Origin of the sequence: Chryseobacterium sp. NFX27, from assembly GCF_049887855.1 — a bacterium.
GTDB lineage: Bacteria > Bacteroidota > Bacteroidia > Flavobacteriales > Weeksellaceae > Chryseobacterium.
The window spans coordinates 129,058-142,892 of record NZ_JAGEKK010000004.1; the positions used below are offsets into that span (position 1 = coordinate 129,058).

10 protein-coding genes are annotated in these 13,835 nt (G+C 38.0%); 6 read left to right on the plus strand and 4 right to left on the minus strand.

Annotated features, from left to right (window positions below):
* Window positions 1-165: 165 nt before the first annotated feature.
* Window positions 166-1,284 (minus strand): ATP-binding protein, encoded by a 1,119-nt coding sequence (locus J4Q03_RS06185; protein WP_426047337.1) that lies wholly within the window; start codon window positions 1,282-1,284, stop codon window positions 166-168.
* Window positions 1,285-1,528: 244 nt separating this feature from the next.
* Between J4Q03_RS06185 and J4Q03_RS06190 the strand changes: the two genes are divergently transcribed.
* The 3 genes from J4Q03_RS06190 to J4Q03_RS06200 are packed head-to-tail and all read left to right on the plus strand — an operon-like array spanning window position 1,529 to window position 4,497.
* Window positions 1,529-2,854 carry a hypothetical protein gene (locus tag J4Q03_RS06190; protein WP_426047338.1) on the plus strand — a complete coding sequence of 442 codons (1,326 nt, stop codon included), beginning with the start codon at window positions 1,529-1,531 and terminating at the stop codon, window positions 2,852-2,854.
* Window position 2,855: 1 nt separating this feature from the next.
* Window positions 2,856-3,452: an LPS export ABC transporter periplasmic protein LptC gene (gene lptC / locus J4Q03_RS06195; RefSeq protein ID WP_426047339.1), complete on the plus strand. Its 597-nt coding sequence runs from the start codon at window positions 2,856-2,858 to the stop codon at window positions 3,450-3,452.
* Window position 3,453: 1 nt separating this feature from the next.
* Window positions 3,454-4,497 (plus strand): anhydro-N-acetylmuramic acid kinase, encoded by a 1,044-nt coding sequence (locus J4Q03_RS06200; protein WP_426047340.1) that lies wholly within the window; start codon window positions 3,454-3,456, stop codon window positions 4,495-4,497.
* Between the two features lie 29 nt (window positions 4,498-4,526).
* Here the strand turns inward: J4Q03_RS06200 and J4Q03_RS06205 are convergent, their stop codons facing one another.
* Window positions 4,527-4,916, minus strand: coding sequence for an SRPBCC family protein (locus tag J4Q03_RS06205; protein ID WP_426047341.1), 390 nt, complete (start codon window positions 4,914-4,916; stop codon window positions 4,527-4,529).
* A gap of 40 nt (window positions 4,917-4,956) precedes the next feature.
* Here J4Q03_RS06205 and J4Q03_RS06210 point away from each other — a divergent pair, with 40 nt between their 5' ends.
* Window positions 4,957-5,568 (plus strand): NUDIX hydrolase, encoded by a 612-nt coding sequence (locus J4Q03_RS06210; RefSeq protein WP_426047342.1) that lies wholly within the window; start codon window positions 4,957-4,959, stop codon window positions 5,566-5,568.
* On the opposite strand, the gene J4Q03_RS06215 is transcribed toward J4Q03_RS06210, so the two are convergent.
* Window positions 5,561-6,832 (minus strand): UDP-N-acetylmuramoyl-tripeptide--D-alanyl-D-alanine ligase, encoded by a 1,272-nt coding sequence (locus J4Q03_RS06215; protein ID WP_426047343.1) that lies wholly within the window; start codon window positions 6,830-6,832, stop codon window positions 5,561-5,563. The genes J4Q03_RS06210 and J4Q03_RS06215 overlap by 8 nt on opposite strands.
* A 65-nt stretch (window positions 6,833-6,897) precedes the next feature.
* Window positions 6,898-8,499, minus strand: a complete 1,602-nt coding sequence (gene gldJ / locus J4Q03_RS06220; protein ID WP_426047344.1) for a gliding motility lipoprotein GldJ — start codon at window positions 8,497-8,499, stop codon at window positions 6,898-6,900.
* Between the two features lie 164 nt (window positions 8,500-8,663).
* On the opposite strand from gldJ, the gene porU reads away from it, so the two are divergent.
* Both porU and porV read left to right on the plus strand, forming a co-directional pair.
* On the plus strand, window positions 8,664-12,563 hold the full coding sequence (gene porU, locus J4Q03_RS06225; protein ID WP_426047345.1) for a type IX secretion system sortase PorU: 3,900 nt from the start codon (window positions 8,664-8,666) through the stop codon (window positions 12,561-12,563).
* 60 nt (window positions 12,564-12,623) lie between these two features.
* Entirely contained in the window at window positions 12,624-13,787 is a 1,164-nt protein-coding gene (porV, locus tag J4Q03_RS06230) for a type IX secretion system outer membrane channel protein PorV (RefSeq protein WP_426047346.1), read from the plus strand.
* Window positions 13,788-13,835 lie beyond the last annotated feature (48 nt).

The window sequence follows — 13,835 nt, forward strand, 5'->3', positions numbered from 1 at the left end:
GTATATTTAATTTTTGCCAATGTAAACAGCTGAAAATTAATTGTATTGAAAGAAAAAAATTTTGAAAAAAAATTAAGAGCCTCAAGAATTCCGTACAATATTAAAGTCCGGAACAGATCCGGACTTTATAGTATGATAAAAATTCAGCTGTAAATTTTGGCTGAACTATGAGTTTTTGTGAATGTAACGTGACAGTTTAATCCCAAGGTCTGTCCAGACAATTTTAGGATTTCCGTTTCGGGTCAGATGAAGATCTGCAGTACTGATTTCTTCCAGAATACTTTCAATATTGGCACCGCTGATGAATTTTGAAAAGCCGTCCCAGTTGAATCCATCTGCATTGATCTTTTTGTATACCAGATTCTCTGACTGGTAGTTCTGGAGCAGGGCAAGCCTGAAGATCTCAGAGCAGTAGTTCAGGAAATTCTTCTGTTTTTCCCTGTTCCAGCCGGCAATTTCTCTGGCCCAGAGGATAATACTTTTAAGGAACTGCGGTTTCTTCTTTACCATAAACGCATCACGCACCCATTGGATAAAAAGTTTTTCGAATTCGTCGCTTTTATGTCCGGAATTTAAAATTTTCAGGGCCTCATTGAGATCTCCCTGTGCTTCGTGAACAATCTCTCTTACTTTTTCTTCTGAAATCTGAAAGTTCTTCTTAAAATAGTTTTCAAGATCTTCGTCACTGATCCTTGGAACTTCTACAATCTGTGTTCTTGAAAGAATAGTCGGAAGAATATCATTGGCCGTTTCAGCAGTAAGAAGAATGAGTGTTTTTGCCGGTGGTTCTTCCAGAAATTTCAGGAATTTATTCGCAGCAGCAATATTCATTTTATCAGCTCTCCAGACAATCAGGATTTTGGTTCCGCCTTCAAAGCTTTTTAAAGCAAACTTCTGGTTCTGGTCATCAATTTCATCTGCAGAAATAAAAAGCTGCTTATTTTCAGACTCAAGAAAGGCTGTCCAGTCGTCATAGCTCGCATACGGAGAAGCCATGATCATTTCCCTGAAATCTTCAAATTTATTCTTGCTTAAAGAATTTTTGTTATCGGTAAAAACAGGGAAACTAAAATGCAGATCCAGATGGTTCAGGTGTTCAACTTTTGAAGCAGAATGTTCATTTTCCTGCCTGAAAATTTCTTTGGCATAGGCCAAAACCATAGGAAATGTACCATATCCTTCTTTTCCTAAAAAAAGCTGGGCGTGGCTTACTCTGTTTTCAGCAATGCTTTCACGAAGAAGTTTTTTCAGATTTTCCTGTCCGGCGATGTTCTCCCAATTCATGGCTCAAAGATAAAGAATTTTTAGAACGGATGATTTCTGAAATGTGAATTTTGCTTCGCAGGTAAATGGTGAATTTTAGTAAGATAATTTATAAATAGGTATAAAAATCACGAGCAAAGCGTATTCACAATGAACAATTCACTATAATTATGGCTATTCATCCCCCTTAACAAACTTTAACCACATATAATTTTTACAATTCATTAATATTTAAGATATTTGCGCATTGTTTTAAAAATAAAGAATGAAAAAAATCTTTGCCGTATCATTCATATCAGTTGGATACTTCCTAAATGCACAGAGTATAAGTAACTCTCCGTATGCAACTTATGGAATTGGAGATGTAAAATATGATAATACGATTGAAACTGCCTCTATGGGTGGTATATCTACTGCTTATATCAGTGATTTCACGAGCAGCTTCAATTTCGCAAACCCTGCGAATAACTCTAATTTCGAGCTTACAAGCATTAGGCTGGAGGCTACCAACGAAAACAATTACTTCAAAACAAATTATAACGATACGAAGTCTACCAAACATTCTACGTATCTTTCTAATATTGCATTGGCATTTCCATTGTCTCCAAAGGTAAAGATGGGACTATCTTATCAGCCTTACAGCTCGAAGAGCTATGAAATTTTAAATACTACTAAAATCTACGAAACTGTAGATAATGTTCAAACATTAAGCGGATATTACACCAACCGTTTTAAAGGAAGCGGAACTTTGAATACAGCGCAGGCTGCGATTTCATATAAAATCGACCAGAATTTCGCAGTAGGTTTGAGAGCCAATCTTTATTTCGGAAATCTTTATGATTTGAATGAGCTTAGGTCTTTTGATAAAGACGGAGTTTCTAATGCTGAATATATCAACGGTTATGAAACCAAAAACAGCATCAAAAACTTTAACTTCACTCTTGGTGGTAGCTACCAAACCATCAATACGCGTACTGACAAAAAGCTCACCATCGGGGCTACGGCTACATTTGGTAACACCAGCAATATGACTACTGAGTATATCAACAGTACTTATGTATATTCTGATGCAGCACAAACTGTTAAAGCTTTAGAAACCGTTATAGATAAGAAAAGCACAAGCTCTAAAAACCTTCTTCCATTACAGGCGTCTTTAGGAGTTGGATACGGAAGTGAGAACCACTGGTTCTTTTCGGGACAGCTTGACTATAAAAAGGGGGAAGATATTTCTTATTTCGGAAAAACTTTTGACTTCCAGGACAGTTACAGAGTTTCTGCCGGAGGATGGTATCTGCCGAATTATAATAACTTCAGAAACTATTTCTCAAGAGTAACCTACCGATATGGAGCTTTCTATGAAAGAGGAAACCTTAAGATAAATGGTACCAGCATCAATAAGTTTGGAATCTCTGCCGGAGTATTGCTTCCATTCAAAACAAGCAGCATTACAAGGATGAGCGGTCTTGAACTGGGTGTGGAACTTGGAAAGAGAGGAACTCTTGATAACAACCTGATCAACCAGAATTTCATTAACTTAAAAGTCGGCTTCAACTTTGCTGACAGATGGTTCAGAAAGACTCTGTACAACTAAAATGAATTTTTCAAAAAAAATATCATATAAAAATATAGCATGCCTTTTTAGTTGTGCTATATTTTTTATATTAACATCCTGTGAGGAAGATCTTACCAAAGCCAATGGAAACAAAAGTAAGAACTTTCCGTCAGAGATTATTAATAATGCCAATATTATACAAAGGGACTCGGGGTTTATATCTTTAAAAGCCAAGGCTCCGATTATTGAAAAATATCAACTGATCGACAGTCCATATATAGTGGCTAAAAGAGGAATCAACATTGAATTTTTCGATAAGAAAAAACCTAAAGTACCCGGTAAGATCACCGCTAAATATGCCCGCATTTTTGAATATAAAAGATTTTACGAAGCCAAAGGTGATGTAAGGATTACTACCAATGAAGGGCAGCGGTTTGCAATGCAGAGTATTTACTGGGATCAGAAGAAGAAAAGGATTTACACCAAAGATACGGTATATGTTACCATGGAAGACGGTTCTACGCTGGTTGGTGCCAATGGTATGACAGCCAAAGATGATTTCTCCGAATATACGTTCTTCAATAATTCAGGGGATTTCAGTACCAAAAGACTCGAAGAAAAACAAACACCTCAATAATATGAAGGTTCAGGCTATTGGGCTCATGTCCGGAACCAGTCTGGATGGTCTGGATATCTGTTTTGCCTCTTTTGAAAAAAAGAAGGACTGGAATTTTCAGATCTTAAAGGCCGAAACCCTTCCCTATTCTAAAAACTGGGAAGACAAACTCAGAAACTCTATTCATTTATCTTCGGAAGAATTACTGGAACTTCATTCGGAATATGGTTTTTATCTCGGCCAAAAGGTCAGAGAATTTATTGGCTGTAATCATCTTGAAAACATCGACCTGATCGCCTCTCACGGCCATACGGTTTTTCACCAGCCTAAAAAGAAATTTACTCTTCAGATCGGAGACGGCAGAGCCATCAAAATAAAAACAGGACTTCCGGTTATCTACGATTTCAGAAGCCAGGATGTATTGATGGGAGGAAACGGAGCACCCTTAGTTCCTATCGGCGACGAACTGCTTTTTTCCGACTATGATGCATGCCTGAACCTGGGCGGGTTTTCCAATATATCTTTAAAACAGAATGGCAAAAGAATAGCTTTTGATATTGCTCCTGTCAATATTGTCCTGAACAGGCTTGCCAATAAATTCAATAAAAATTTTGACGAAAATGGAGATTTAGCCCGGAAAGGCAACATTGACCAGGATCTTCTGAACAAGCTTAACGCCCTGGACTTTTATCACCAGTCACATCCTAAATCTTTAGGAATCGAATGGTGCAACGAAGCTATTTTCCCACTCCTTGAGAATATCGATGTAACGGATGCTATGGCTACCTTTACTGAACATGTCGCACAGCAGATCTCAAACGTGATTAGCTTAAACCGTTTAGAGAATGTTCTCTGTACCGGCGGGGGCAGCTATAATACGTGTCTTATCGATAAGATCAGAGAAAAAACAGAATTTGCCGTCATCATTCCGGAAAGGCAGATCATTGACCATAAAGAAGCGCTTATTTTTGCCTTTATGGGAGTTTTAAGGATGAAGAATGAGATCAATGTTCTTTCTTCTGCAACAGGCAGTACCGGAGATCACAGCTCAGGGGTATTGGCATAAAAAAACCTCCATTGCTGAAGGTTTTCATATTATTTGTAAACTTCGATCTTATCTGTCAGTGTGTTGATAAAATTCTGAAGCGGTTTTTCTACCATCATTTTGATAAAAGGATTAAATTTCCCTTCAAAAAGCATCTGAACTTCAGTTTGATTTTCGTTGATAGGGTTTAAAGCCGCCGTCAAGGTAAAATCCAAACTTGAGCTTGCAGACTTCAAAACTGCTTTCTGCTCGTTCACTTCATCTATTTTCAAAGCAATTTCAGGCATTCCCTGAAGACCGAATTTGAACCCGTTATCTCTGGTTTCAAATTTCTGAAGACCGTCCGGCATAAAATCTTTATAGTTTTCAGGCGATTTCAATATTTCAGACAAGTCTTTAGATGATTTATTGACAATAATCTTTCGTCCTTCTAAATTCATTTTTTATTTTTGTATTTAAATTCTTAATTCTTACAAATATATGTATAAAGTTTTTGTGAACGAAAAAAAATTATTAGTGTCTAAGCATCCCGAGCCTCTTGAAAAAGAACTTAGGTACGAAAGTTTCACAACTTTAGAGATTGCATTGGATCTTTTGGAAAATACATCTGTGAAAGAACTTAATGTTTTCGGTGAGAATATTGAAGAAATCTGGAGCGAATTCCAAAAGCTTTTCAGAATCATAGAAGCTGCGGGAGGCCTTGTCAGCAACCCTGATGGAAAGCTGCTTTTTATTAAAAGGTTAGGCAAATGGGATCTTCCCAAGGGCAAAATGGAAAAAGGCGAATCCCGTGAAGAATCGGCTGTAAGAGAGATTGAAGAGGAAACAGGGCTGAAAAATGTGGAGCTGGTAAAATTCATCAATACAACCTACCATATCTATATCGAAAGAAATGGTGAAAAAATCCTTAAATGCACCCATTGGTTTGAAATGAACTTCAATGGTGAAGACACTTCAAAACCGCAGATAGAAGAAGGAATTACAGAAGTTGCCTGGAAAAGCACCACCCAGATCGAAGATGAAGTTTTCCCAAGCACTTTTCAAAATATTAAATTAATCGTAAAAGAATTCTGGGATTCAAAGCTTAAATAAATTCAATAGACTTTTCAAGCGCAATTCCTCTTGAACCTTTTAACAGGATATTTTCTGCATGGATTTTATTCTGCTTAAGATATGCTATCAACTCTGCCGTATTTTCAAAAGACAGTGATGAAGAATTGGCGGCTTTAAAGTACTTTCCTACCGTAATGATTTGGTCAAAAGCCAATTCATGGGCAAGTTTTAAGATATCCTGGTGTTCTTTTACACTCTCCTCTCCCAATTCAAGCATATCACCAATAATGATGGCCTTACTGCCTTCAAAAGTTACAAAATTATGCAGTGAGGCAGTCATAGAGCTTGGATTGGCATTGTAAGTATCCAGGACTAATATTGTGTTTTCTTTTTTCACGACCTGCGAACGCATATTGGTCGGAGTATAGTTTTCAACCGCATGTTTTATTTCTTCAAAGCTGATCCCGAAATGAAGGCCGAGGCTGGCTGCTGCACATAAATTGGTGAAGTTGTATTCTCCGGTCAGCTTCGAAACTGCTTTTGAGTTTTTATATTCTACTCCTACAAAATGTTCTTCGGAAAACAATCCGAACTGGTAATCGGAAGTATCTTTTCCAAAGGTAATTTTAGGTGTATAGCTTCCCGCTTTTTCTGCCTGTATCGGGTCATTTTCATTGACAATAATAGTCTTATGGTGTGTTTTCAAATAATCATACAGCTCAGATTTTCCTTTGATCACACCATCAAATCCACCGAAGCCTTCCAGGTGAGCTTTCCCGAAGTTGGTGATATATCCGAAATCAGGCTGTGAAATAGTGCATAAAAGCTCAATCTCTTTCTGATGATTGGCTCCCATTTCTACCACTGCCATTTCATGCTCAGATTTAATGGAAAGAATGGTTAACGGAACTCCAATATGATTATTTAAATTTCCGGAAGTATACTGGACATTGAATTTTTCTGAAAGGACTGCATGAATAATCTCTTTGGTCGTTGTTTTCCCATTGCTCCCCGTAAGCCCGATAACAGGGATTTTAAGCTGATTTCTGTGGTAAACAGCAAGCTGCTGAAGAAATTCCAGTGTAGAAGGAACATAGAAGATATTTCTATCTTTATTTTCAAATTCCTGGTCCTCTACAATTACTGCCAGAGCTCCGTCATCAGCAGCCTTTTCTGCCAGGGTTGCAGCATTGAAATTTTCACCGGAAAAGGCAAAGAAGATATCATTTCTGCCAACTTTTCTGCTGTCGATCGTCACTTTATCTGACTGTAAAAATAAAGGATAAAACTGTTCTATATTCATACTTCAAAAATAAAAAAACCTTCCGGAAATCCGGAAGGTTTTTTATAAGTATTTTTTGATAAATATTATCTTCTAGTTCTGCCTTTTTCACTAGCTCTGGCATCCTGTGCAACACGGAATCCAATCCATCCGTAAGCTTTGCCTTCGTTTTTGTATCTTCTTTGTCCCGGATCCAGCCAATATGCTGTATCCTGCCAAGAACCACCTTTTACAACTCTTACGTCATTAGATACTGCAGACGTTCTGTCTCTGGTATCTTTCTGAAGTTTTACTCTTCCACCTGCATCTACAACAAATCTTCTCTGAGGAGCATTGTACATATCAAATGAAGAAGCTGAATCTGAAGCTCTGTAATATTCTAAAGAAGACTGTCTGTCACCATCTCTGTAGTTTCTGTGATCAGCAATAGTTTCTCTTTCAAACTGTCCAGGAAGACCTCTGTAGACTAATCTACCGTCTGCTAAGGTATCATACTTGATCGTACCTTCGTCAATCATTTTGTAAGTTCCGTCACCGTTTCTTACAATAGCCTGAGGCATGTTTCCTCTATAGTAGTTGAAATCATTGAAATCTTCATCAATAATTGGTCTGTAAACGTCAGCCGTCCATTCAGAAACGTTTCCGTACATACCGTAGATTCCAAGATCGTTAGAAGGATATTGTCTTACGTCTGCTGTTTGTGCAGCTCCGTCGTTTTTCCATCCTGCAATACCTGAATAGTCACCTCTTCCCATTTTGAAGTTTTCAAGGAACATTCCTTTATCTCTTCCTTTGGTACCTCTTAATCTTTCGATCTCAGGTTTTTTACCTAGGTATTGGTTGTATTCTCTGTTTTTAGCCATACCAAGAGCAGCATATTCCCATTCAACTTCGGTAGGAAGTCTGAACTTCTGAACCATTGAAGCATTGGGAGCTCTGTTTGCAGAAAGAAGTCTCTGGTTGGTTGTTTTCATACCAGATTTCTGCTGCATTCTTTTCTCGTTGATATATCCCTGCATTTCCGGATCATTCGCTTTGAATTTATCCATGTTGAATGCAGTTCCGCCCTGGTTATTGGATTCGTTGATGTACAAATCTTTAGCAATAACTCCGGCTTGCATTAAAGCTTTTTCATTCGCTCTGTCTGTAAGCCATTCACAGTATCTGTTCGCCTGAGTCCATGAAACGCCTACTACCGGGTAGTAATCGAATTCCGGAGAACGAAGATACGTTTCATTATAATCGTTTCTAGCTAGTTTGTTGTCCCATAAAAGAGTATCTGGCAAAGCGCCGTTATAGATCTCCTTGAAGCTAGGGTCACTTGGTGGAAATACATACTTCAACCATGTAAGGTATTCGCGGTATTCGTAGTTAGTAATTTCTGTTTCTCCGATGAAGAATGAACTTACCTGCATTCTGCGCGGTGTGTTATTCCAATCATGCATAACATCATCTTTCACTAATCCCATTGTAAAAGTTCCACCTTCTACATATACCATTCCTGGCCACCCCTTCTGTTTTTGTTGCTTTCCTGCAAAAAACCAACCTTGTTTTTCGTTTGGTTTCCAACCCGTCTTGCTGACAAATTTTTTAGTACCGCCTCCTTTGCTGGTTCCGGATCCGCCACAGCTGGTTAATGCAAGTGTAGAACTTAATGCTATTAATGAAAACAACTTTAGTTTTTTCATAGTCGATATAAATATTTTCAAAGTACAAAGAAAAAATAAATTATTCAATAAATCAAGTAAACATTTGATTTTTTTGAAAAACGTTAACAAATTAATTTTATTGTATCACAATTTAATTCTAAAATTTTCATTTTATTTGTAATTCAGAAATTTCAATAATAAACATGAAACAAAAAATCACCTTTTTATTACTATTCTCTTTTGTATCAACACTTTGGGCCCAGAGAAAAGCCATAGAATGGGAAGGCTCTAAAATCCAAGATTTTGGTGACACAAAATTAAATCTTCCAAATTTCAAAAATGAAGGTTTTTCGTTCAGCCAAAATAATGTTTTTATCATAACCAAACAAAAAATAGGAGAAAAGCAGCTGAAAGTTTCAGACCTGGCCTGGGAAAATATTTCCACTAAGGATTTGTATGATCTTGATAAGGGCAGACTGCCGGATTACGACATTGCAGATGTTAGTTATTATACTTTAGAAGGAGAAAGATATGCAAGCATAAGTGTGTCTCTGTTTAAGAATGTAAAGGGACGTATCCAGAGACTTTCTTCATTTAATATTTCTGAAACAGCTGCTCCCAACAATTTCAGATCCGGAAATGTAAGCAAAGTGGGAAGTACAGCGAACCCTCTTTCGAGCGGTGGCTTTTATAAGATTAAAGTAGACAAGTCCGGGATATTTAAAATTACAACACAGTTTTTAAAAGATAACGGCATTAATCCTGCTTCTGTAAATCCGAAAAACTTCAGAATTTATGGAAACGGCGGGGTTATGCTTCCCGAATACAATTTGGACACAAAATACACCGCACTTCAGGAAAATGCGATTCAGGTAGTGGGTGAAGAAGACGGTGTATGGAATGACGGGGATTATGCTTTATTCTATGCTCAGGGACCAAACGGATATAATCTCTATGATACATCCAACGGAGATGGTTTCAAGAGAGTGGATACAAGAATGGACAGGAGCAATAATCTCAAAAATATATATGAAGATTTTTCTTATTATTTTATTAATTTCGATAAAGGCGCAGGCAAAAGAGTTCAGCCGGTGGATGTCAATCTCCCGGCCGGTAATCTGATAACAAGATATGATAACTACCAGGTCATCAACAATGACCAGAAGAATCTCTTAAAAGTAGGACGGATCTGGGTAGAAGAAGCACCGTTTACAACAGACAAAGCCGTTACTTTTACCACCAATTCACCAATACAGGCTGGTGATGTTATCAGATACAGAACACAGGTGGTAGGTTATAGATCCCAGCAGAATACTGTTGAATTTAAAATCAACAACCAAAATCCAATAGTTCAGGCGGTTCCGGCTAATACCAATAATTATGTATTTGATTTTTATCAATTAAGATATGACGGAACGATATCCAATCTGAACGGAAACCAGATTACCCTTAATTATGCCCCCAATATTTCTGTAAATCCTAACGGAGCTTTCCATTTTGATTATGCAGAAGTACAGTATAAGGAAAACCTTACCTTCAACGGCTCCCAGATGAACTTCAGGGATTTCTCTCTTACCAGCGGAACCAATACACAATATGGCTTCGGTATTTCCAATGCTACCAATCTTGAGCAGGTATGGGATGTAACTGATATTTCCAATGCCAACAGAAGAGTAAATAAAGCGGGTGCAGGCAGTTTTAACTTCGGTTATTTTACTTCTGATCCCAATTTCAACAATGAATTTGTGGCTTTCCGCGCTGATGCAGCTTATAACCCACAGTTTGTAGAAAGAGTTGCCAATCAGAATCTTTCCGGACTGCAGAATGTAGATTACCTGATCATTACAGTTCCTGAAATGATGGGACAGGCACAGAGACTGGCCAGCTACCATCAGACTAAAAATAATTATACAGTAGAAATCGTGGATGCTGCCAAGATCTATAATGAATTCGGAAGCGGAAGCAGGGATCTTACTGCAATAAGGGATTTTGTAACAAAACTTAATAACAGCGGAAGACTTAAATTTGTATTCATTTTGGGAGATGCTTCATATGACTATAAAAACAGAATCTCCGGCAATTCCAATATCGTTTCTGCATATCATGGTGAAAATTCAGCTGACTTTGTCGGTTCTTTTGTAACCGATGACTATATTGTAATGACCCAGCCACAGACTGCATCTTCTATTGAAAACAACCTGCCTGATATTCCTGTAGGCAGAATTCCCGCAGCCAATGTAACTGAAGCAGGAAATATGGTCAGTAAAACCCTTGCCTATTACAACGCTCTTCCCGGCCAGTCTTCTCCTTTCGGAGAATGGCGTATGAAGCTTGATTTTGTAGTAGATGATGATAAAGACGGCGGAAGTCCGTTCCATGAAGTAATGAATAATACGTTGTCCAGTATTTTTGAAGTCCCTGGTCAGCAGGATCTGAAAGAATATAATGTAAGAAAACTATATCTGGATGCTTTCCCTGCCCAAAGTACTGCGGCCGGACAAAGATTTCCTCAGGTGACTCAGGCTATTTCAAATGATATCGGGAACAGTCTTTATCTGTTCTATTTCGGACATGGAGGTATCAACGGATGGGCACAGGAAAGGGTACTTACAAGTACGGAAATTCAGAACTCCAATAACTTTTCCAATGTTTACAGCAGATTTCCGTTTGTCTCTACCATTACCTGTGAATTTACATTATGGGATGAGCCGGCTACTTCTTCTGCAGGGGAACAGTTTATTAAACTTAAACAGGGAGGTGCTGCCGCCATGATCACATCAAGCCGTGCCATTGGAGTAGATTACGGACGTAACTTTACAGATCTTTATACCAAGAATATTTTCAAACTGATCGGCGACGATTTTGAAACTTTAGGATATGCCCATTTAAATGCTAAAAAACAAAAAGGAGCCAATATTGACCATCTGAAAGTAAATTTACTTGGAGATCCGGCGATGAAACTGAGCAGACCTCAAAGGCAGCTTGTTATAGACAATATAGAATCTCCGGTTCCGGGATTGATCAGAGGTCTGGATTTCATTAAAGTGAAAGGTCATATCAACAATCCTAACGGAACGGTAAACACCACTTTCAACGGAAGGGTTTCTATCAATATTTTTGATAAAAGACTGAACAAAAAAACTTTGAATAATGACGGAGTATTATCGCCTGTCATGGATTACACAGAAGAAGGAAGTGCTATTGTTAAGGCTTCAGGAACCGCAGTAAACGGAGTATTCACTGTAGAATTCTATGTTCCGAAGGATATCAACTATGCCGTAGGACAAGGAAGAATACTGGGCTATGCGGACAATAAAGCAATGGATGTATTCAATAACCAGGCAGTACAGGTGGGAGATATCAACCCGAACGGGATCAACGATAACGAGCCTCCAAAAGTAAAACTGTATATGAATAATACAAATTTTGCAGACGGTGGAATCACCAACCAGAATCCTATGCTTTTGGCTTGTGTTACAGATGACACGGGGATCAACTCCACAGGTTCTGGTGTAGGTCACGATATTACTGTTTATCTTGACGGGCAGATCATCAATACGGTTGTCCTGAATGATTTCTTTGCTTCAGGCGAAGGAAACGGATGTCTTAATCCAAGTCTTGCCGACTATCAGAAAGGAAATGTAACCTACCCTTTCAGGAATTTAGCAATTGGGCAACACCAGTTAACATTTAAAGTTTGGGACATAAACAATAATTCAACAACGTCTACGTTAAACTTTGAAGTTAAGGATGAAACCGATCAGCATCTGATCATTAACAGACCGCTGAACTGGCCGAATCCGTTTACCAATAAAACATACATCCAGTTTGAACATAACTGCGATGATATTTTAGATGTAAATGTTCAGATCTATACGATAACAGGAAAATTAGTGAGAACATTATCTCAGCCTGTCGTTGCAGAACCGTTCCTACAGGGCTTTAGAACCCCTCGCCAGGCAATAGAATGGGACGGAAGAGATGATTTTGGGTCAACTGTTGCAAAAGGTACGTATATTTTTAAGATATTTGCAAAAAGTCAAAATCAAGAAAAATGCAAAGGAAGTGCTACAGCTGTAGAAAAAATGGTACTTTTGAAATAAATTAAATAATACATAGATAATAATTGTTATAAAAAACTGATAATATATAAAAGACAACATATGAATTTAACTACTAAACTGCTTTTGGGATTTGGTTTAAGTGCTGGTTTTTTAGGCTATTCGCAAGATTTAAGTAAAATAAATCCAGTATTGACCGGAGCTCCCTTTCTGAGAATTGCACCAGATGCAAGAGCTGGAGGTATGGGAGATCAAGGGGTGGTAACTTCACCGGATGCATTTTCACAATTCTGGAATGCGGCAAAATATCCTTTTAGCAGAACAAGTTCTTCCGTAGGTCTTAACTATACACCTTATATGGGAAAACTTACCAATGATGTATTTTTACTATATGGTGCATTCCATAAATTTTTAGGACAGGAAGAAAGATCCACTATTTCTGCAAGTATCTATTATTTCAACATGGGTGAGGTAGATCTTACTCAGCTGGTAGGTTCAGAAGTCACTTCTATGGGGACATCAAAACCTAATGAGTTTTCCATTGACGTTGCTTACGGTCTGAAACTTTCTGATTCTTACTCAATGGCTGTTACCGGTAGATTCATCCGTTCAGATTTAGCCGGAGGTTTCAACACAGATACGACCCTTAAAGCTGCCAACTCTTTTGCAGTTGACGTTTCAGGATACTATACTTCGCCAAGATTTTCAAGTTTCGGAGGATATGACGGTAAAGTGAACGCAGGTTTCGCAGTTCAGAACTTAGGTCCGAAATTAGACTATACAGGAAATGAAGAATCCAGATCTTACCTGCCTACTATGGCAAGACTTGGACTTGGATATGATATGTATTTGGATGATATGAACAAGATCGGCATTAGTGTAGAAGGTTCAAAAATATTGGTTCCGGGCTCTGAATATGTAGGAATAGATCCAAACACAAGACAGCCAAGATATGAAATTCCTAACGTAGGCGTAATGGCAGGGATCGGAAAATCTTTCAAAAATAAAAACTCTATCATGATGAGTGGTGCTTTGGAATATTCTTATGACAATGCCTTTTCAGTAAGAACAGGTTACTTCCACGAAAGCGAAGAGCAGGGAGCAAGACAGTTCGCTACAGCAGGTATCGGATTGAAATACCGTTCTTTCGGGCTTGATCTTTCTTATCTGATCAATATGTCAAAAATCAATACGGCTTTAGATAACACCCTCCGTTTCGGTCTTACCTGGAATATTGGTGATGAAACATCTAATGTAGATTATTAAAATATTTAATACCTCAAATACAAAAGCCTCATTTTTTAATGGGGCTTT

Excerpts from the sequence above, each read along its gene's own strand:
- J4Q03_RS06210 (WP_426047342.1), top strand. The coding sequence starts at position 4,957 with ATGTATAAAGTTTTTGTGAACGAAAAAAAATTATTAGTGTCTAAGCAT.
- gldJ (WP_426047344.1), bottom strand. The coding sequence starts at position 8,499 with ATGAAAAAACTAAAGTTGTTTTCATTAATAGCATTAAGTTCTACACTT.
- J4Q03_RS06205 (WP_426047341.1), bottom strand. The coding sequence starts at position 4,916 with ATGAATTTAGAAGGACGAAAGATTATTGTCAATAAATCATCTAAAGAC.
- porU (WP_426047345.1), top strand. The coding sequence starts at position 8,664 with ATGAAACAAAAAATCACCTTTTTATTACTATTCTCTTTTGTATCAACA.
- J4Q03_RS06200 (WP_426047340.1), top strand. The coding sequence starts at position 3,454 with ATGAAGGTTCAGGCTATTGGGCTCATGTCCGGAACCAGTCTGGATGGT.
- lptC (WP_426047339.1), top strand. The coding sequence starts at position 2,856 with ATGAATTTTTCAAAAAAAATATCATATAAAAATATAGCATGCCTTTTT.
- J4Q03_RS06215 (WP_426047343.1), bottom strand. The coding sequence starts at position 6,832 with ATGAATATAGAACAGTTTTATCCTTTATTTTTACAGTCAGATAAAGTG.
- J4Q03_RS06185 (WP_426047337.1), bottom strand. The coding sequence starts at position 1,284 with ATGAATTGGGAGAACATCGCCGGACAGGAAAATCTGAAAAAACTTCTT.
- J4Q03_RS06190 (WP_426047338.1), top strand. The coding sequence starts at position 1,529 with ATGAAAAAAATCTTTGCCGTATCATTCATATCAGTTGGATACTTCCTA.
- porV (WP_426047346.1), top strand. The coding sequence starts at position 12,624 with ATGAATTTAACTACTAAACTGCTTTTGGGATTTGGTTTAAGTGCTGGT.